Genomic DNA, 19,380 nt, shown 5'->3' on the forward strand with positions numbered 1-19,380 from the left:
TCCGTTAGAGATTTCTAACGGAACGGTTAGCCTGATCTCGCCAACCCCTCAATTCCCGAGGGCTGGCTTCGCTCGCCGTTTCGCAGGCCGTGGTTTGGGTGGCACGCGGGACGGGAGTTCTGACAGACGCATCAGATGGCGCAACGCCATCATGGCGCCGATCGCCTCAAGCACTCCGGCGGGTACCCACATGATGAGTCCACCCAGGCTCTGGTCGAGCGTCGCAGGAACCGACGTGAACGCACGGCCGCAAAGCGAAAAGATCGGATAGAGGTCGTGCGTCGAGAAGGTAATGATCGCGCCGACGAGAATCTGGGGGGTCATGGTGATGACCGGCGACAACACCCGCAAGCCAGGCCGGGTACGACTCGGTGGATGCGGCCGATGATCGAGCAGCATCCACCAATACAGCAGCCCGCTCACCGCAACCGACCAGTTCATGAACGTGTAGATGCGCCAGTCCAGCATGGCAACAAACTGCACCGATGGAATCAGCCAGAAGACAACCGAGATGACAAACGCTGCCGAGATGAAGGCCGGATTCAGCACGACGGCCGCAAGCACACGCGCCGGCTTGCGGTATTGCCAACGTCGCAGCGCACTGCGCCAACGCAATGGCAGGCCGCCCCGGAGTGCACTGCCCGGATAAGACGCCATCATGATGAGCGGAGCGAGATGGTGCAGCACCAGATGCTGGAGCCGATGTACAAAAAACTCATGCTCGGCGTAATAGTCGAGTCGTGTATGAAGTGCTATGTAGAAGAGCGTCAGGCCAACCCAAAACGCGATGCGCCGGGCAATGCTGATACGAATGTGCCGCGACCCTCGCGCATACAGCGCTGCCGTGATAACGAAAACTGCCACGAGCCCGAAAGAAGGTTCCCATGGGACGAGCAGGTTGAGCAGAGACATGGCAGATCGGAGTTTGTAAGGGAGGCTAGACGCGTCCGCGCCTCAGCGACCCGCATGGTAGCAGGAGGGTAAGAGGCTTGCTGTCGTCACGAACTGCGATGCGCCTTCTTCGATGACGCCCGCATTTCATCGATGAAAAACTGCAAGCCGCCCAGTTGCTGGGCGAAGTAACCTCCGCTTGCCATCGATTCAGGCGCGCGTCGATCTCCGGTCGGGAGATACTGCGCCGAGAAGTCGGCCGTGCGAAACACGATGTCCCAGATCGGGAAAACGGCGCCGTAATTGCATGAGTTACGGCCCGCAGCCCGCAGTCCATGATGCAGACGGTGAAAACGCGGTGAGACGAGCAACCTGTCGCCCAGCCAGCCAAACGACAGGCGGATGTTGGCGTGACTCAGGCTTTCGACGAAACGCATGAACAGGAACAGCAGCGGAAATTGCAGCGGTGGAATGCCGATTGCCAGACCGACCACGCCAAACCAGATAGCCGCAATGAGATCGTCCAGCAGGTGATTACGGTCGTCGGACCAGAAGCTCATCTGCCGTTGCGCGTGGTGCAGCGCATGCAACGCATACCAGCCGCGCCACGAATGCGAGAGGCGATGCCGCCAGTAGTCCGCGCAATCGAGAATCAGGGCGTACGCGAAGAACGTGATGATCGGATGTCCGAGCAGCGCCGGCACAACCGTCTCCAGCGTTGGCGGAATATAGCCGTGGGCGACCACAAAACCGTTCACCCACACCTGTACCTGATAGAACAGCAGGAAGCTGACGACGGGCAATAGACCGACGCGATTGAGCACCGTATAGAACGCGTCCGTTACCACTGTTTTTCGATCTTTCCAGTGTTCGATCGGGAACAGCGCTTCCAGCGGCCAGCAGACGGCATAGGTGACGATGACCGCGAACAACCCATACACGCACACGAGTACCCAGTCGAAAGACAGCTCCTCCCACTGCATCCAGCCGAAGTGATAAAGCAACGGCAGGACAAGGTATTGATCGATTTCGCCGGCAAGGGCGTTAAACAATCTGTCGAGGAATATCAGCATGGCGTTCTTTACAAGGTTTCCGCGGTGATCGGGCCCTTACGGCTCAACTCGGAACTAAGGAAAATGCCATGCGGCGAGCGTCCCACATCAATGGTTTCGTAAGCGCCGCTTTTGGGGTCCAGCACGGCGACCTGTTCACGAAAGCGCAACGTAACCCATAGCTTGCCATCCGGCGCGACGCCGATGTCGTCCGGTCCGGCGGCGTGGAACGGATACGTGCGTTGTATGGCGAGGGAGGTGGGATCCATGGCGACCAGGGATCCGCCGATGCGGTTCGACACGTAGAGCGTGCTGCCGTCCGGTGAAAGGAAAATGTTGTGCGGGCCGACCCCCGTCTTGACTCGACGCAACACGTCACCGGTGACCGGGTCGACCTCCGCGACGTGATCGCTTCCCATGACGCAGACGAGTACTTTACCGTTGTGCCATAGCACGCCAGCCGGCGTTGAACCTACCTTCGACTTCCAGCGGATTGCCATGGTGGTCAGGTCGAACGAAACGAGCGTTCCCGAGCCTTGCATGGAGTTAAAGCTCCAGCGGGAATCCGGCGAGAAATCGAGGTGGCTCGGCATGGAGCCGGGCGAGAAACGCTTGGCGAGGCTCAGGTCCTCAGCGTGATAGACATCGACATAGTCGAGGCGAAGCGCATTCACCACGAGGTAACGATGATCCGGCGTAAAGCCAAGTTGGTAGGGATCGGCAATGACCTTATGACCAAGCGCGGTACCCGTATGTGGATCGACGATGAACAGCGCATTGCCGCTGGCGTCGGCTATATAAAGCTTGTTGCGGTCCTGCGAAAGCGCCCAATGACTCGGCTCGCGCAGCGTAGGTAAGGTACGAACGACTTTGCGCGTCGCCATGTCGATGACCGAGACACTGGCTTCGCCGGAATTCATCACGATGGCCAGCGGCGATGTGGCGGCGTTAGCGATTTCAGACTGAAGAGCCATAAATGGCGACAGACTCAAGCTCAGGGGAACAGCAAGGCCGCGGCCGAGCAGTGCGCGACGTGAAAGCTTCATGGGAGTGTGCATTTCGGAATTCAGCTTTCTATTTTACGGAGAGGGCACCGGCGCGGTCAGGTGGAATGATGTACGGAGGAAGATCGGCAAACTAATGACACCTCAGATACTTTCAGTTCCGCAATCGGACGCGTGGATTCAGGCGAATGATGCGTGATTGTCGCATTTTTGCTTAAAACCATACTGCGCCGGATAGGTTGCTGACGCAGTCCTTGTTCGCGGTCGTCGTCTGGTGCAGGAGCCGAACGAACGAGCGGGCACCGGGGCGCCCGCATCCCGTTTATCAATCTCGGCCGGCAATGAAATTGCACCTACCTGTGCGGTGCCGACAAAGGTCTGCTTAGCGGCTTTCGATCAGCCCGGACCAGCCCGGCCGATACCGTGCCTCTGATGTATGCGCGACGGCTTTGGCCTGATCGAGCGCCTTCGCGAAGCTCTTGCGGATCTTGCTCTCCGCAACGCGCGGGCGCAGGAAGTCGGCCCACAGAAATTCGCTGAACGGCGTCGCGTCGTTTGCAAAGCCACCCACCCTAGTAGTTCGCCAGCGAGACTTCTATACGGATCGTCCGCCAGTCCGGTCACCATCTTGGGGAGATGTTCGTAGTCGTATCGCGAGCCGTCTGCGCCGAACGGATGCACCCACTGGTTGTGCTCCATCATGCGCCAAAAGATTGCCTCGTCCAGCCACGAGAGGTCCTTGAGCATCGCCACCTTCACTTCCTTCGCCCCCTCTTCAAGCAACGCCAGCCCCAGATGATGATCCACGATGTAGTAGAGCTTCTCCGGGCCGAGCACTGCGGGGAAACCAGTGTGAAGCAATGGCTTCGCTGCGCGCCTTCTTGCCAAGCGTCCTCCAGTGCTCGCGCTTCTCGATGACTTCGCGATAACCCACCGTCATCTGTGTGGGCCGCAATGCGGTGAGCTTCGCGTGGATCAGGCATGTTCGCCTCATAGATTTTATCTGCCGCAACGATAGCGCGGTTCAATCAAGCCGACAATTGTGTAGGTGGCGTGGGCGAAGGGCAGCGTCAGCGGCGGGGCGTTCACGCAAGATCAAGCGATAGAGAATGTAAGGTGCTTTGCCAAGGTCATGGCTTTGGTCGCCGTAATCAATCGGTTTCACAAAACATTATAAATTATTACTTTAATTCGGAATGCGAATCAAGAAATCGAAACAATGTGATTTCGCGCTTCAACATGGGTGCGAACCCAGCGAGCGACTTGCGGTAATGGGTGAGAATAATCGGGAAAGCGAATTTTTCACAGGCCGTTGGGGCCTGCACTCGGCGGCAGAAAACGCAATCTTCGTTTGATCAACGACGAACTCAGACTTACGCCGGACCGCCCACGGCGAGTCCGCTTCTTCTGTTTCCTGAACGATGCAGACTGGGCGTCACGTGTGAAGGCAAGGGGGCTTTTTCGTGGCGGACTTTGTGGCGTTGTTCCCACGCGGTGTATCGGCTGAGTGCCGCGTCGAACTCGATCAGGTAGTCGTGATCCTTGACCGCGCCTAATTCGTTTTCTTCGCGTAATTCAACTGCCATGAGCCATGCCCGTCGCCCGAATTCAGCGCAATGCCCTTTGATATAGGCGGCGAACTCGTCAACATTTGTGCAACGATCGTCCGTCTGGATTCGCTCGGCGTGATGCGTTTGGTCGGCGCTGAAGGCCCGCAGATAAGATGCCTTTCCAGCGTCGAGATCACGCCATTCGGTGTCATTGGGGAATGCAAAAGGCGGTATCTCTATGTCGCCCAACTGCACGTGCCGCTGCTCGGAGAGGTCCCTGCGTTCTGCCCGGTCGATGGTCACCTGACAGCGGTGGGCGAACTCTTCCAGGGTGATGGCCGCTGCCAATGCGGTATGACGACCGGCATGAACACGCTCGGTGGCGTTGCGCGTCGAGTTGCGCTTGCGAGCAACCGTATTGCAAGCCACGTTGACGACCGCGCTGAAAACTCCAGCGCCCAAGGCGACGGCTAACCAAGGCGACATAGTGCTCTCGCTAGATTTGACCGGCGTGTTTTAAGCCGATCTTTACAGATGCCCATGCGTAACGAGACGACTCCCTGCGCGCGGTGCAAACCCGGTCACATCGGAAGCAGCCCAGGCAATTTAATCATTTTGCTATGACCCATGTCACCTTATTTCATGCATGACGCGTGCAGTGTTGTGAAGTTTTGACACAGTGGAAACCCGCTCGTGCGACCAAGTCAATGGGCTCAGGGGGGAGGCGCCGAATCCGCCAGGCAGACGTCAAGGAGCAGACGGGTTTTTCTGTTCACGCCCTCTTTAATTTTGGCATTGGGTCCGCTTCGCCAGCCTTAAGACGTTCGAGCCGCTCGCTAGCGGCAGCGAGCACGCCCAACGGAGCGTTGTGAAGTTGGGCATCGTGCACGCAGACGACGCTGGCGACCTGCTCACAGCTTGCGTCGTCCAGTTTCCAGACACCCGTGGCGTGACCTTGCGCGAACGCGGCGTTAATCGCACTTTCGCTTTGCAGCCACGCCTCGCGCGTGATTTGTCCGTATCCCGCCTCGGCGACGTACGCCGTCAGGATCAGGACTTCTGCCAAGGATTGGGTTCCGGCCATCCATCCGGCGCCGTCGCGCAGCGCTTGCAGTGCGCAATGCGCGTGCAATGAAAGGGTGTCCGCGTCCGTCTTGGGCATCGGGAGAAGCTGCATTTTCGACAGGCGGACACGCGTTGCTTGCGCGCTGCGGTTAAACGGTAGGGTACGGGCCATGGAGTCGTCGCGAGAGTTGTCCACGGGTTAACGTACAGGTCGCCGTTATTCTGAAGGGGTGGCAGCTCGTCGATTTTGTTCAAATTGTTCTATTACGCCGATTGCCGCCCTGCATTGCTCCAAATCCAGCAAATTGATGTGGCAAGCTCTGGGTTCGATCTTCAGTTCCCCCGCCAGCCACTTATAGCCCTTTGATCTTGCCTCGAAGATGCTGACGCCGTCGCGCCTGGCCTTGGCTTCCGCCATCGGTTCGAGTGCGGCGTGAAGTTTTGCTTTCCATTCCCGCAATTCGGCATTCGCCAGCCGGCCGAGCGGGAGGTTGCGCGTACTGCGTGCGAATATCCCGATCCAGGCTTCGCACGGTCCGCATAGCCACAGCGGCCCGTGTCCGTCCTGATAAGGGTAAGCGGCCTCTCCGGGGCGCACGAGTGTGGCCTTTGCGCCGCAATAGTCGCAATTCGGATGGGGTAGGGCTTGAACCGGACGGCCGACTCGCATGAATTAGAGGTTGCCTGATAAAACACGGAATATAGCAAAAGCCTGTTCGTACATGACGAGATAGGGGTCGAAGTGGCTGGAATGTCGGCGCGAGCCGGGATTGCGTTTCTTTACGGCGGCCGCGAGAAGTTTTAACGCCTGGGTGAAGCCGCGTCCGCGATTGAAGCCAACAACGAGGAAGCTGAACATTCGATCACGAGTGCCGCAATGGTAGCCGGGGCGGAGTTACGCACTCGGACTTCCATGAATTCTTACAAGCGGAAAGAAATCCGGCTGACGTAGTGACATGAATTGCCTTGCGGCATCGAACCGGCAGAACAGCGGGAACGATGGCGCAAAGAGCGGGTGTTTGGCTCAGACCACCTCGATCACAATATCAATGTTGCCGCGTAAAGCTTTGGAATAAGGACAGGTCTGGTGAGCGGCATCAGCGAGAGACTGGGCGACTTCGGGGTCCAGCCCGGGAAGGCTGACATTCAACCGTGCCTGAAGGAAATAGGCGCCCGCAGTCGTACCCAGATCCACTTCGGCGTCGACTGCCGTGTCCGCTGGCAGGGCAATCTTCAATTTGGCCGCAGCAATACCCATTGCGCCGATAAAGCAGGCAGACCAGCCGGCAGCGAGCAGTTGCTCGGGGTTAGTGCCGGCGACCTTGCTCCCAGGCGCGGAAAGCGCGACGTCCAGGCGGCCGTCGTCGCTGTGGGACATGCCATCACGGCCGCCCGTGGTGTGGGTCTTGCCGGTGTAAAGGACTTTTTCAAGCTGTGCCATGGTTGACTCCTTATCTGGTCCTATTGAGCGCCGATGTTCCTTCGGAACCTCAGTGCAGATTTATTGCACTATGTTGTACTAACTGAAATAGCTCAACGATGAACACGAACTCACATACCTCCCCTATATAACGTGCTGTCAAGGTAAGCGAGCTGTCCGTCCCGCTTCGCTTCAACCAGTTCCTGACGAATTTGCGAGCGGGTCTTGGGGGTGATGTCGTTCGGGGCCGCTGACCCATGTTGTGTCTGAACGTCGCTGATCCCGTTTCCGCCCACGCTAACCGTACCGGCTGCATGAGCCCATCCTGAGACTGCGCAGACAGCCAAAGCCAAGCTAATCATCGAGCGTTTCATATAACTCTCCTGAGAAGGTTTGATCAGTGCCGGCGAATCCGGCGTTGATGCATTAGAACCTCCGCAGGTATCCGGTTTGTGTCTCTAGAACCGGGGAAATCCAGTGTTTTGTATCGATGCCACTCCCGGATACCTTGCGATACAAATCTGCCGGGTGACGCTTGAAGAGGCGCGGTCGCACTTCTCTCGCATTCCATGGTCGCGTCCCATGCGATGGCTGAGAATGTCTACCCAGTGCTTGGAGGCGGCCCAATATAAGAAAGACAACGCTAAAAACAAAAAAGGTCTTGATCCATCGGAGCACGAACTCCGATGGATCAAGACCTTGCAGTGGTCCCGTTATTTCGGGCAGAAAGATAGATTGTTTCTCTGTCGATTTCGCCTCGAAGGCAGCGGCCGACAGATCGCCCAAAGTCGGTGCGGGCGAAAGGGTTATAGAGCAATGCGTTGGTTAAAAATTCACGAATTGTTTCTGGATGAGCGCCGAGTTTTTGAATAGCAATACCACGTGAAGTTGACCGGAGACGCCGCCGACGTAATCCCATCGGCTCAGGTCACCCGCGGCGCTGGTGGCGAACGGACTTCCAAGCTTCTCGAATACTTGCGTCGCTGAAGTCCCGACTGGAAACCGTTGATCGAGGCTTTCATGCGTCCACCCACGTACATGTACTTCATCATAGGAGTACATGGGTGTGACGCAGCCACCCAGTCCTGCTAAGCACGCCGCGCTCACCGCCAAAATAGCAAAGGCTTTCATGTTGTTCTCACTTGAATTTGGATGTGTTCACAATCGCATGTGCAGGGTTGCAAGGCGATCGGACACATCTCAATCCTTCGTGGCAGCGGCGAATTGCTGCAACATGGCGTTACGCTTGCATGACTGAGTTGGTGGGGCATGGTCGTCATCAAGGTGATAGCAATCGGCCTTAGGCCGACTGCTATCTATCTCGTGCAGGCACTTGCCGGCCCTACTTGAGCTTAAGGACATGCTTAAGGATGCGCATAGATCGGGCCTAAGCCAATCACGTCCGAATCCGTCCCGCGTGAACCTGCCGCGGCTGTGCCGCTTGTCGACGGACCATACGATTTTGCTGACACGCCGTTCGCGGCGTCGATCCGCGCTTGCGCCGCTTCAATGTTCTTTGGATATTGCGTCTGATCGCTAGCCGGGTTATAGCCCGCCTTTTCCAGTTGGATGAGTTGGGCACGTACATCGGCCCGGGTGAGCGGTTCGTTCGATTGAGCGAACGATACGGCTGGGATGGCAACAACAGCGGCAATGATCAGCGATCGAACGAGTTTCATAATTGCTTCCTTTAGAGAGTGTGTTTCGGCAAACACCGGTTGCGTATCAAGTGGTTGAAGCTGAATCCGAGTCGGGCTTAATCTGGACTAGATTCGAATGCGCCGTGATGCAGGGCTGGCGTGAATGTATTAGAGCGCGGGGACGTATCTGGCTTGTGTCCGGCAGGCACCTCGGGTGAAACGTTGTGTGTCCATGCGCGTCACAGATACATTGCGATACAAACGATCCGGCGCGCGCTGCTGCGACAGCTCCCGGGTATGTATCCTGCGATACCCCACTCCTTTGCGTCATGTCATTTCATACATAGACTTGTTGCTCTCCCAAGGATGGGTGACGCGATGGGATCCGGATATTGTTTGTTCACGCGGCCGGACTGACAGGTTGCGACGACCCACATCAATTTCTGGAGACACGCATGACATCCGCCAACGCATCGTCTTTTACATCCCAGCCGTTGATATTCCAGCCGCCGAATGGGCCGGCGCGTCACGGCACATTTGACGCCCGGGATTGGGAAATACTCAGTCGCTACTGGCACCCGGTTGCCTTCTCGTCCGATGTAAAGGAAACCCCGATCAGCGCAACGTTGCTGGACGAACCGCTGGTCGTGTTCCGCTCCAATGGTGCGGTTGTGGCGGCAAGCGACATTTGCCCTCATCGCGGAGCGCCGCTTAGCAAAGGATGGGTCGAAGGCGGCAATATCGTGTGTCCGTATCACGGCCTTGCGTATGGCAGCGATGGCAAGTGCCGCCACATTCCATCGCAAACGGGCAGTCCCATTCCCGACCGGCTGCACCTGACAACATTTGCCGCGCAGGAAGCCTACGGGCTCGTCTGGGTATCGCTTGGCGGAGGCCATGAGCCGTTGCCCGCGTTCCCTGCGTGGGACGAAGCGGGTTATCAACAGATCTTGCCGCCCTCGATCGATATCAAGGCGTCAGCCGGGCGGCAAACGGAAGGGTTTATCGACGTTGCGCATTTTGCGTGGATTCATCACGACAGCTTTGCCGATCGGGCGAACCCCGAGGTCCCGACGTATTCGGTTGAGCGGCGTCCAAATGGCATGCACGCGGAATACGTCAGCACTGTCAGTAATTTTCCCAAGTCGATGCAACGTCGTGCGCCGGAGGGGTTTCTATGGCGGCGCATCTTTGAAGTCGATGCGCCATTCTTCGCGCGCCTGACCGTGCATTTTCCGGAAGGTGGTCGGCTTTCGATCCTGAACGCCGCGAGTCCCATTTCCGCGCGACTGACGCGTCTGTTCGTTCCCATCGTGCGAAATTTCGATACGGATCGGCCGCTCGAAGAGGTGTACGCGTTCAACCGGCAGGTGTTCGAAGAAGACCGGGCGATCGTTGAATTGCAGCGCCCTGAAGATCTGCCAATTGCGCGGACCGCGGAAGCGCCTATCCTCGCCGATCGTTCGTCCGGGGCGTACCGTCGCGCACTATCGGAAATCGGACTTGGACAAGCGTATGTCGCTTGAGGGCACACTCTGGAGACTTGTCATGAACATCTGGGAATGCGTGATTTGTGGATTTCGCTACGACGAAGCGCTCGGGCTGCCCGATGCAGGAATAGAACCAGGAACCCGCTGGCAGGATGTTCCCGAAGACTGGATATGTCCTGACTGTGCCACCGGAAAGCAGGACTTTGAGATGCAGGTGGTGGCATGAACGCAAGCATGAAACCAGACGCACAGAATCGCGAACACGATCCGGTGGTCATCATCGGCACGGGTCTCGCGGGCTACACGGTTGCGCGGGAACTGCGCAAGCTCGATCGCGAGGTTCCGATCGTTCTCGTCACCCGAGATGACGGTTGCTTTTATTCGAAGCCGATGCTGTCCAACGCGCTTGCGATGAAAAAGCAGCCGGCAGCACTCGCGAGCTTCGACGCATCCACCATGGCTGCGCAACTTGGCGCGACCGTGCGCGTGCAGTGTCACGTCGAACGGATCTTGCCCGCGGCGCATGAGATCGTCGTGAGCGGCGAACACTTGAAATACCGGAGTCTCGTGCTCGCGCTGGGCGCAGACGCGAGACGTCCCGGTGTCCCAGGTTCGGGCGCAGCCAATATTCTTTCCATCAACGACTTGAGTGACTACGCCCGCTTTCGGCATGTACTCGAGGGATGCAAGTCGGTGGCAATACTGGGCGCTGGATTGATCGGCTGCGAATTTTCAAACGATCTTGTTGCAGCCGGATATGTTGTGTCTCTGATCGACCCGGCGGCGACGCCATTGTCGCGGTTGTTGCCGGAGAAAGTAGGGATGGCTTTCGCGAAAGAGCTTCTTGCCAGCGGCATACACTTTTATCCGGGCCGGAGCGTGGCGACGATAGAGCGCGCTGTGACGGGCTATCGTCTGCACCTGTCGGACGAAACGCACATCGACGCTGACATTGTTATTTCAGCCATCGGCCTTGCACCGCGCACGGCTTTGGCGAGTGCTGCGGGGATTCAGATCGACCAGGGTATTCGTACCGATGCGTGGTGTCGAACCAGCGTTGAGAACATCTTCGCACTCGGCGATTGCGCGGCGATCGACGGGAAAGTGCAGCCATACGTGTTACCTATCATGCATGCAGCAAGGGCATTGGCGCGAACCTTGTTCGGTGAACCGACACGTGTGCAGTTTCCCATCATGCCGATCATCGTCAAGACGCCTGCTATACCGGCAGTGATCGTACCGTCGGGCGGCGCGGGCGAATGGCTTGTTGAGGAGGGAGCGGCTGATCAACCTAGTGCGTTGCGGGCCATCTTCCGAAGTCAGGGGAATGACCGACCGACAGGTTTTGCACTGCTCGGTGCCGCGACGGAAGGCAAGGCATCATTGATCAAGACGATGACCGTGGGCACTTCATAACGCGATGTCAGCCGCGGGCCTATAGAGATCCACTTTCCGAAGGCCGTGAGAATAGAAGAGCTAGTCTGACCGACCATTTGCCGGCTAACGGTCGCATCCCCTTTAGGCGAGGGTGCGTCCTGGTGCCAAACCGCTGCCGCAAGCCATGCTTGCGGCTTTTTTTTTCCAATCAGATCAAGATGCCGCAGGCGGCTCCGCGTAGACGTCGTTCAGGAAACGAGTGCCTTCGCTACTCCAGCGACCAGGCGACGCAGCCAGACGGCCGCTACGCTTCTATGCGTTCTGTCGTGCCAGAGTTGATAGTAGGTGAGTGCCTTGACATCGCCGGGAACGGGTTCAATTCTTAGCGGCAGCACATTGCAGTAATGCTCGGCAAGCGTGCGCGTGGTCGTAAACATCAAGTTCGAACGGACCAGCACATAGGGCGCCATGCCAAAGTAAGGAAGGGTGGTCGTGACCGTCCGGGACAACCCGCAGCGTGACAGCTCGACATCAATCGTGCCCCAGGCCGTCGTGTTGTGCGTCGTGACAGCCAAGTGCTCCGCTTCCTGATAGGCGTGTGCATCCAGTTGTCCCGGTCGGACCGGATGACCCGTTCGCATCAGGCAAACGAGTGCATCTTCGCAAAGCGGTTGCAGGTGAAGATGCTCAGGCGGTGTTCTCCAGTTGCCGATGACGAGATCGAGATATCCCGTCTCCAGACCATGCTCGTAGCCACCGTCGAGCGTCATCAGATGTTTGAATTCAATCTTCGCACCGGGCGCCTCGGTATGGAATGCATTGACGACGGCGGGTACGAAGAAGACATCCAGATAGTCGGGTGAGCCAATGCGGAAGGTCTTGTTCGTGTTCGCGGGATTAAAACTCGTGGTGGGATGCAGGATCGATTCGATGCTGGCCAAGGCCTGCGCCGCCGGGTCGATCAACGTTAAGGCATGCGAAGTCGGCACCATTCGGCTGCCGCTTCGCACCAGCAATGGATCGCCCGTCAACTTGCGCAATTTCCGCAACGCGACGCTGATGGTGGGTTGTGACTGATCGAGCAGGGCGGCGGTTCGTGACACGCTCGACTCGGTTAGCAGCGTAAGCAGAACCCTGATCAGATAGGAGTCCATGGTTTCCTGGCTGGACATGCGAACACACTGTAATTTGCAAGGAAACTGACTGATGCGCTCGCCACACCTGTTTTTCCGAAGCACGTTTAAGGACGCGTAAGAACGGTCGGAATATATATTCGAATATAACGCTCGTCAATTTAGCGCTCGTTTGAAAATTCGCCCTATCCCGCCAGCATTGGCTCATGCCGTGAATGACATGCCTCTTATGCGAAGGGCGCTATGTCACGTGGCCTACAGGTTGTCATCATTATTGCGCATGGTCAGACCAATTCGTAGCTGACCGCAGACGTCAACTACGGCCACCGATAGCGGGTTATGGCGGCGCGCTTCACCTACATTACATTCCGAAAGCCGCGTCGGCATACCGCAGCGCTCCCCGCACGCCGTGACTTATCGCCGCAGCGATATGACGCGCATATCTTCCCCGCTATGGGTTCCAGATATTGACAGTGATACTTTTCGAACCGTCACTGAGACTGCGGTCAGGCCAGCCGGAAAAAGCCGCGTAATGACGCTAGAACGTCGCCAGGACCACCCGAAAAAGCAGCAGCGCAAACCAACGCGAGCAACGAGACATGAGCCAGCCCATCCGCTTTTACCACCGCAACGCGATCCGCGAAGTCAGCGACGCAGCCGTCACGCGCACCGTCCTCCAGTACCTGCGCGAAGACGCACTCTGCACTGGCACGAAAGAGGGCTGCGCCGAAGGCGATTGCGGCGCGTGCACGGTCGTTCTCGGCGAACGAGACGAAGCCGGTGCCGTCAAGTTCAAGGCGGTCAACGCGTGCATCCAGTTCCTGCCGACGCTCGACGGCAAAGCGCTGTTCACGGTCGAAGATCTGCGTCAACCTGACGGTTCCCTGCACCCCGTGCAGGAAGCGATGGTCGAATGTCACGGATCGCAGTGCGGCTTCTGCACGCCCGGCTTCGTGATGTCGATGTGGTCGTTGTACGAGAAAAACGGCCACGAACATTCATGCGCCAGCAAAACCGTTCCGTCACGCGCTGAGATATCGGATGCGTTGACCGGCAACTTGTGCCGCTGTACCGGCTACCGGCCCATCGTCGACGCGGCGGTGCGGATGTTCGAATTCCCCGCGCCAAAAGCGCCGGTCGATGTCGTTGCGTTGTCCCGCACGCTGGCAACGCTCGAACGCGATGACACATTCCGCTACGAACACGCGGGCCAGCGCTTCGAGGCACCGCGCACCGTCGACGAACTCGCCCGAATCAAGGTCGCGCAACCGTCCACGCGCATTCTGTCCGGCAGCACCGACATCGGCCTGTGGGTCACGAAACTGATGCGCGATCTCGGCGATATTGTCTACGTGGGGCGAATCGCCGCGTTGCAGAAGATTGAAACGTCGGATGACTGGATCGAAATTGGTGCGGGTGTCTCGGTGGAACGAGCCTACGAAGAACTCGCGAAGCACTATCCTGAACTGAAGGAAATGTGGAAACGCTTCGCGTCGCTGCCGATCCGCAATGCGGGCACGCTCGGCGGCAATATCGCGAACGGTTCACCAATTGGCGACTCCATGCCCGGCCTGATCGCGCTTGGCGCGCATGTGATCGTTCGTGGAAACGACATCGAGCGCGAGATGCCGCTCGAAGACCTGTACCTGGCGTATCAGAAGAAGGACATGGCCGAGCACGAGTTTGTCCTCGCGCTGAAAGTGCCGACACGCACCGGCGTGCGCACGAATCTGCAGTTCCGCACCTATAAGTTATCGAAGCGTTTCGACTCGGATATCTCGGCGGTGTGTGCGGCGCTCTCTTTTATAGCCGATGGCAACACGATTCGCGATCCGCGCATCGCGTTCGGCGGAATGGCCGCAACGCCCAAGCGCGCGACGCACGTCGAAGCCGTCCTGCGCGACGCCGACTGGCACGAAGCTACCGCGCAGGCAGCAATGCTCGCGCTCGCGAAGGACTACGCGCCCCTGTCCGACATGCGCGCATCGAGCGACTATCGGCTCGAAGCCGCGAAGAACACGTTGCATCGATTCTGGCTTGAGACACGTCCAGTTAATCCGTTGCCGAAAGCGGCGCTCGACGTACGCGCAGTGACTGCTTCCTGAACCCCGAAGGACACGGAGAACAACAGAATGAATCAGCAAGCCGAACCGTTCCTGAAGGACTTGAAGGAAGCGAAGGATCTCCTGGAAGCAGACTTCACGCAGGTCCATGTTTCGCGTCCGCACGAATCCGCGCATCTGCACGTCAGCGGCCGCGCGAGCTATACCGACGACATTCCGGTGGTCGCCGGCACGCTGCACGCGGCGCTCGGCATGTCCGCGAAGGCACACGCAAAAATCGTATCGATGTCATTTGATGCCGTGCGGGCAATCCCCGGCGTTGTCGCCGTCCTCACTGCCGCGGACATCCCGGGCGTGAACGATGTCGGCCCCATCATTCACGGTGACGACCCGATCCTCGCCGATGGCATCGTGCAGTTCGTCGGTCAGCCGATGTTCATTGTCGTCGCGACGTCGCACGACATTGCCCGCCGTGCCGCACGCCGGGCGGAGGTCGTGTACGAAGAGTTGCCGGCAATCCTGACGCCGCAACAGGCGCGTGCGGCCGACTCCCGCGTGCTGCCCCCAATGAAGCTCGCGCGTGGCGATGCCGGTGCGAAGATCGCATGGGCCGCGCATCGCGAAACCGGCGAAATGCTGCTCGGCGGGCAAGAACAGTTCTACCTTGAAGGCCAGATTTCGTACGCAGTACCGAAGGACGACGATGGCATGCACGTGTGGTGCTCGACGCAGCATCCGTCGGAAATGCAGCACATGGTCGCGCACATGCTCAACGTCGCGTCGCACAACGTGCTGGTCGAATGCCGGCGGATGGGGGGCGGCTTCGGTGGCAAGGAGTCGCAATCGGGGCTGTTCGCGTGCTGCGCGGCGCTCGCCGCTTGGAAGCTGCTGTGCCCCGTGAAATTGCGTCCGGATCGCGACGACGACATGATGATCACCGGCAAGCGGCACGATTTTCACTACACGTATGAAGTCGGCTATGACGACACCGGTCTGATCGACGGGGTGACCGTTGACATGACGTCGCGCTGCGGTTTTTCGGCTGACCTTTCAGGCCCGGTGATGACCCGCGCGCTGTGCCATTTCGACAATGCGTACTGGCTGCCGCACGTCTCTATCGACGGGTTCTGCGGCAAGACGAACACGCAGTCGAACACCGCGTTTCGAGGTTTCGGCGGACCGCAGGGTGCGTTTGCGATCGAATACATTGTCGACAACATCGCGCGTTCGGTCGGACTCGATTCCCTCGATGTACGCCGCCGGAATTTGTACGGCAAGACCGAGCAGAACGTGACGCCGTACGGGCAAGCGGTCGAAGACAACGTGATTCACGAACTGCTGGACGAGCTCGAAGCCACCAGCAATTACCGCGCTCGACGCGAGGCTGTGCGCGAATTCAACGCGAACAACGATGTGCTGAAAAAAGGACTCGCGCTGACGCCGGTGAAGTTCGGCATCGCGTTTAACGTGACTCACTTTAACCAGGCAGGCGCGCTGGTGCACATTTATACCGACGGCTCGGTGCTCGTGAATCACGGCGGCACGGAGATGGGCCAAGGGCTCAATACGAAGGTTGCGCAGGTCGTGGCACACGAGCTTGGCATCCGGTTCAATCGTGTCCGCGTCACCGCGACCGATACGAGCAAAGTCGCGAACACGTCGGCAACCGCGGCGTCGACGGGCAGCGATCTGAACGGCAAGGCCGCGCAGGACGCCGCCCGCCAACTGCGCGAACGGCTTGCCGCGCTGGCCGCCGAGCACTATGGATCGGGACAGGTCGACGCACGCGACGTGCGTTTCGTCGACGACCGGATTGTGGTCGGCGACAAGGCGATCCCTTTCGACGAAGTGATCATGCAGGCTTATCGCGCGCGAGTGCAATTGTGGTCCGATGGTTTTTACAAGACCCCGAAGCTCTACTGGGACCAAGGGAAGATGCAGGGTCGGCCGTTCTCTTACTACTCCTACGGCGCAGCGGTTTCCGAAGTCGTGATCGACACGCTGACCGGCGAAATGCGCGTGCTGCGCGCCGATGCATTGCATGACGTGGGCGCGTCGCTCAATCCGGCTTTGGATGTGGGCCAAGTCGAAGGTGGTTTCATTCAGGGAATGGGTTGGCTGACGACCGAGGAATTGTGGTGGAACGCAGGCGGCAAGCTGATGACCCATGCACCATCCACGTACAAGATCCCGACCGTCAATGATTGCCCGCCTGTGTTTGACGTCCGGTTGTTCAAGAACCGCAATGCGGAGGACAGCATCCACCGCTCGAAGGCTGTCGGCGAACCGCCCTTGCTGCTGCCGTTTTCGGTGTTCTTCGCGATCCGCGATGCAGTCGCGAGTGTCGGCAATAACACCGTGAATCCGCCGTTGAATGCACCCGCGACCAGCGAGGAAATCTTGAAAGCAGTGGGTGCCGTTCGTGCTGCAATGGCTGCGGCTGCTGCCCCTACTGCAGCTTCTTGATTCGAGGCTTGCTATGGAAATGCTCCGGGAATCTGTTGTTATCGGCCGTCGTAGCACGGTGTCGACGTCGTCGCCTGCACCGCCAACGCATATCGTATTGTTTGGTGCAGGGCACGTCGGGCATGCCCTTGTCAAGTTGCTGGGGATGCTGCCTTGCGTAGTTCAGTGGGTCGATGCACGCGACGAACTCTTTCCCGATGAAGTGCCCGGCAACGTAGAGATCGAAGCGACCGATACGCAGGATGTCATTGTGGATTCAGCGCCGGCCGGCGCCTGTTTTCTGGTGATGACGCACGACCATTCGCTGGATTTTTCACTTGCGGTCCGGATCATGAGACGCAACGATTTCGCTTACTTCGGCATGATCGGGTCGAAGACAAAACGCGTGAAATTCGAGCGACGATTGGTTGATCGAGGGGTGGACCCCGCGCGATTGATGGAGATGACCTGTCCCATCGGCGTGGAGGGAATCGTGGATAAGGCGCCGGCTTCAATTGCTGTCGCTGTTTGTGCGCAGTTGATGCAGGTCAGGGCCTTGTCACAGTATGGCGCTCGGCTATGCCTGGGGCGTGAAGGCGAACGGCTTTACGGTGAGGCAGCGACTGAAAAAGCGTAAGCGTCCTGAGCGCATCGTTTGGAGCGCAGAAGGCATCGCCCTCCCGGCGTGATTGTGAGTACGGTGATCGGGAGCGCTCGGCAAGCTGTTTTCCAAAGGTGCGAGCCGCGACGTACGCCGAGCAAAATCTTCTCACCTCGATCCGGCACCGATCGAAATAAACCCTTCTACGACAAATCGGATCAGCAACTCGCTCCGTGCATGAGTCCCCGATTTCGCCCATGCTTCAACGAGCATTCGATCAGATCGCAGGTTAGTGGGCAAGTTGCGCTATGGAAAGAACGTTCCAATGGGCGAGGAAAAGCAGATTCAGAGTTTGGAAGCTTGCAATATGCTGACAAACAGGCTTTAATGAGCCATCTGCTTCTTAATTCTTCTCCAGCGCTCTTGACCTAGGCAACCACCGTGTTTCTCACTTCGCTTCATTCACTCACAGTGTTCAATCTTCCGGTCGTGACCGGAAGATGCCTGCGTGCGAGCGAAAAATCGAGCGTCACGCAGTTCAACTGGAGCCGCGCACGTCCGGCGGACAGGTCCACACTTCCTTGAGCCCGGCTCCCGCGTAACGACTGATCTTCAGTCAACGCGCGAACCGGGCCTTTTCCCGCACATCTCACATCGCTGCATAGGCGTCGATTCAATAAGAACCGGCGTTGGAAACGCACGCGTGGCCGTCTGATCGTCGATTGGGCGCATCATTTTTGAGCTGCGGTTTTAACCGTTAAAAAGCGTTTCTTCATTGATTCTCCCTGAAGGCCGGTAGCGATCCTGCGGCGCACATGGGTCTTTCCGTGTCAGTGGCCTAGGGCGCCTTATCACCTAGGATAACTAACGGTAGAAGAATTGGTTCGATGGCGATTGCGTTATCCAACTTAATTTTCAATTTACACACGAGGTACCTATGTCATTCAACAAACTTCAACCCTCTACATTGGCGCGATCCCGGACCAAGGGCATGCCAATTCTGTCCGAACTCGATATGGAACGGCTCAAGCGTTGTGCACGCGTGTCAAGCGCCTCATCCGAGCAGCGTACGCTCGTGGAGGAGCTGGAAGACACAGCCATGCTGCTTGACGCTGCCGAAGTACCAACAGATGTCGTCATGGTGAACACCCGGATCGAATGCACGGCGCTCGCCAGTGGCCACGCCCATCAATGGACGCTCGTCTATCCGGATGAAGCGGACTATGAACGGGGATGTCTGTCGGTTCTTTCACCCGCTGGGTACGCGCTTCTTGGCGCACGGGTGGGGCAGACCGTGGAGTGTCGGCCGCCGAGTGGTGTGTCGATTCAATACATTGTCAAACGCATTCTGTTTCGTCCCGAACAGGTTTCTTAAAAGATGACCTCCACATCCAGACGCGCATCGGCGCGGACGGCGTGTTATTGCGTGCGTCAATCCGAAGGTGCGGGCGGGCAATGCGATGCGCAAGGCGTCGCGTTCACCCCGCTGCGTCTGATGTGCCGCCAGCAAATTTTGCGCTAAAGGTCGCAACCAAAAGGCGCAATTTCGGGTGTGGCAGATTCGTCTGCTTTCGCCGTTCTCCCTCTCAAATAGACAATGCCGATACCAGCCTCAGCTGGCCTTAATTGGTTTGTCAGCCATCGCGAGC

General features: G+C 58.1%; 19 protein-coding genes and 1 pseudogene. 7 read left to right on the forward strand and 13 right to left on the reverse strand.

The window, feature by feature from the left end:
* Window positions 1-48: 48 nt before the first annotated feature.
* From GSQ93_RS24190 to GSQ93_RS24245, 12 genes and pseudogenes are all read right to left on the reverse strand, one after another.
* On the reverse strand, window positions 49-912 hold the full coding sequence (locus GSQ93_RS24190; protein WP_158938160.1) for a cytochrome c oxidase assembly protein: 864 nt from the start codon (window positions 910-912) through the stop codon (window positions 49-51).
* 86 nt (window positions 913-998) lie between these two features.
* Window positions 999-1,964, reverse strand: a complete 966-nt coding sequence (locus GSQ93_RS24195; RefSeq protein ID WP_158938161.1) for a sterol desaturase family protein — start codon at window positions 1,962-1,964, stop codon at window positions 999-1,001.
* Window positions 1,965-1,972: 8 nt separating this feature from the next.
* Complete coding sequence (locus GSQ93_RS24200; RefSeq protein ID WP_254074025.1) at window positions 1,973-2,989, reverse strand: YncE family protein; 1,017 nt, start codon at window positions 2,987-2,989, stop codon at window positions 1,973-1,975.
* Window positions 2,990-3,329: 340 nt separating this feature from the next.
* Window positions 3,330-3,941: pseudogene (locus tag GSQ93_RS24205) on the reverse strand (ParB-like protein).
* A 379-nt stretch (window positions 3,942-4,320) separates the two neighbouring features.
* Window positions 4,321-4,983 carry a hypothetical protein gene (locus GSQ93_RS24210; RefSeq protein ID WP_158938163.1) on the reverse strand — a complete coding sequence of 221 codons (663 nt, stop codon included), beginning with the start codon at window positions 4,981-4,983 and terminating at the stop codon, window positions 4,321-4,323.
* A gap of 286 nt (window positions 4,984-5,269) precedes the next feature.
* Window positions 5,270-5,734, reverse strand: a complete 465-nt coding sequence (locus GSQ93_RS24215; RefSeq protein WP_158938164.1) for a hypothetical protein — start codon at window positions 5,732-5,734, stop codon at window positions 5,270-5,272.
* A gap of 45 nt (window positions 5,735-5,779) precedes the next feature.
* Window positions 5,780-6,232, reverse strand: a complete 453-nt coding sequence (locus GSQ93_RS24220; RefSeq protein WP_158938165.1) for a zinc-finger-containing protein — start codon at window positions 6,230-6,232, stop codon at window positions 5,780-5,782.
* A 3-nt stretch (window positions 6,233-6,235) separates the two neighbouring features.
* Window positions 6,236-6,421 (reverse strand): hypothetical protein, encoded by a 186-nt coding sequence (locus tag GSQ93_RS24225; RefSeq protein ID WP_158938166.1) that lies wholly within the window; start codon window positions 6,419-6,421, stop codon window positions 6,236-6,238.
* 165 nt (window positions 6,422-6,586) lie between these two features.
* A complete protein-coding gene (locus GSQ93_RS24230; RefSeq protein ID WP_158938167.1) occupies window positions 6,587-7,003 on the reverse strand; it encodes an organic hydroperoxide resistance protein in 417 nt (138 codons plus the stop codon).
* Window positions 7,004-7,113: 110 nt separating this feature from the next.
* A complete protein-coding gene (locus tag GSQ93_RS24235; RefSeq protein WP_158938168.1) occupies window positions 7,114-7,356 on the reverse strand; it encodes a DUF4148 domain-containing protein in 243 nt (80 codons plus the stop codon).
* A gap of 451 nt (window positions 7,357-7,807) precedes the next feature.
* Window positions 7,808-8,113, reverse strand: a complete 306-nt coding sequence (locus tag GSQ93_RS24240) for a hypothetical protein (RefSeq protein ID WP_158938169.1) — start codon at window positions 8,111-8,113, stop codon at window positions 7,808-7,810.
* 233 nt (window positions 8,114-8,346) lie between these two features.
* Window positions 8,347-8,661 (reverse strand): DUF4148 domain-containing protein, encoded by a 315-nt coding sequence (locus GSQ93_RS24245; RefSeq protein ID WP_158938170.1) that lies wholly within the window; start codon window positions 8,659-8,661, stop codon window positions 8,347-8,349.
* A gap of 416 nt (window positions 8,662-9,077) precedes the next feature.
* Between GSQ93_RS24245 and GSQ93_RS24250 the strand changes: the two genes are divergently transcribed.
* From GSQ93_RS24250 to GSQ93_RS24260, 3 genes are read left to right on the forward strand one after another with little or no spacing between them, the layout of a single operon-like run.
* On the forward strand, window positions 9,078-10,148 hold the full coding sequence (locus GSQ93_RS24250) for an aromatic ring-hydroxylating dioxygenase subunit alpha (protein WP_158938171.1): 1,071 nt from the start codon (window positions 9,078-9,080) through the stop codon (window positions 10,146-10,148).
* Between the two features lie 22 nt (window positions 10,149-10,170).
* Complete coding sequence (locus GSQ93_RS24255) at window positions 10,171-10,338, forward strand: rubredoxin (protein WP_158938172.1); 168 nt, start codon at window positions 10,171-10,173, stop codon at window positions 10,336-10,338.
* A gap of 8 nt (window positions 10,339-10,346) precedes the next feature.
* Window positions 10,347-11,528, forward strand: coding sequence for an NAD(P)/FAD-dependent oxidoreductase (locus tag GSQ93_RS24260; RefSeq protein WP_158938173.1), 1,182 nt, complete (start codon window positions 10,347-10,349; stop codon window positions 11,526-11,528).
* A gap of 209 nt (window positions 11,529-11,737) precedes the next feature.
* On the opposite strand, the gene GSQ93_RS24265 is transcribed toward GSQ93_RS24260, so the two are convergent.
* The gene (locus tag GSQ93_RS24265) at window positions 11,738-12,661 is read right to left on the reverse strand and encodes a LysR family transcriptional regulator (protein WP_158938174.1); all 924 of its coding nucleotides are present in this window, start codon (window positions 12,659-12,661) and stop codon (window positions 11,738-11,740) included.
* Between the two features lie 560 nt (window positions 12,662-13,221).
* Here GSQ93_RS24265 and xdhA point away from each other — a divergent pair.
* The 4 genes from xdhA (at window position 13,222) to GSQ93_RS24285 (ending at window position 19,106) form a co-directional block, all read left to right on the forward strand.
* On the forward strand, window positions 13,222-14,727 hold the full coding sequence (gene xdhA / locus GSQ93_RS24270) for a xanthine dehydrogenase small subunit (protein WP_158938175.1): 1,506 nt from the start codon (window positions 13,222-13,224) through the stop codon (window positions 14,725-14,727).
* 27 nt (window positions 14,728-14,754) lie between these two features.
* On the forward strand, window positions 14,755-17,151 hold the full coding sequence (gene xdhB, locus GSQ93_RS24275) for a xanthine dehydrogenase molybdopterin binding subunit (protein ID WP_158938176.1): 2,397 nt from the start codon (window positions 14,755-14,757) through the stop codon (window positions 17,149-17,151).
* 13 nt (window positions 17,152-17,164) lie between these two features.
* The gene (gene xdhC / locus GSQ93_RS24280; RefSeq protein WP_158938177.1) at window positions 17,165-17,767 is read left to right on the forward strand and encodes a xanthine dehydrogenase accessory protein XdhC; all 603 of its coding nucleotides are present in this window, start codon (window positions 17,165-17,167) and stop codon (window positions 17,765-17,767) included.
* A 955-nt stretch (window positions 17,768-18,722) separates the two neighbouring features.
* Complete coding sequence (locus tag GSQ93_RS24285) at window positions 18,723-19,106, forward strand: GreA/GreB family elongation factor (protein WP_254074026.1); 384 nt, start codon at window positions 18,723-18,725, stop codon at window positions 19,104-19,106.
* Window positions 19,107-19,380 lie beyond the last annotated feature (274 nt).

This window comes from Burkholderia sp. S171 (assembly GCF_009766085.1).
GTDB lineage: Bacteria > Pseudomonadota > Gammaproteobacteria > Burkholderiales > Burkholderiaceae > Caballeronia.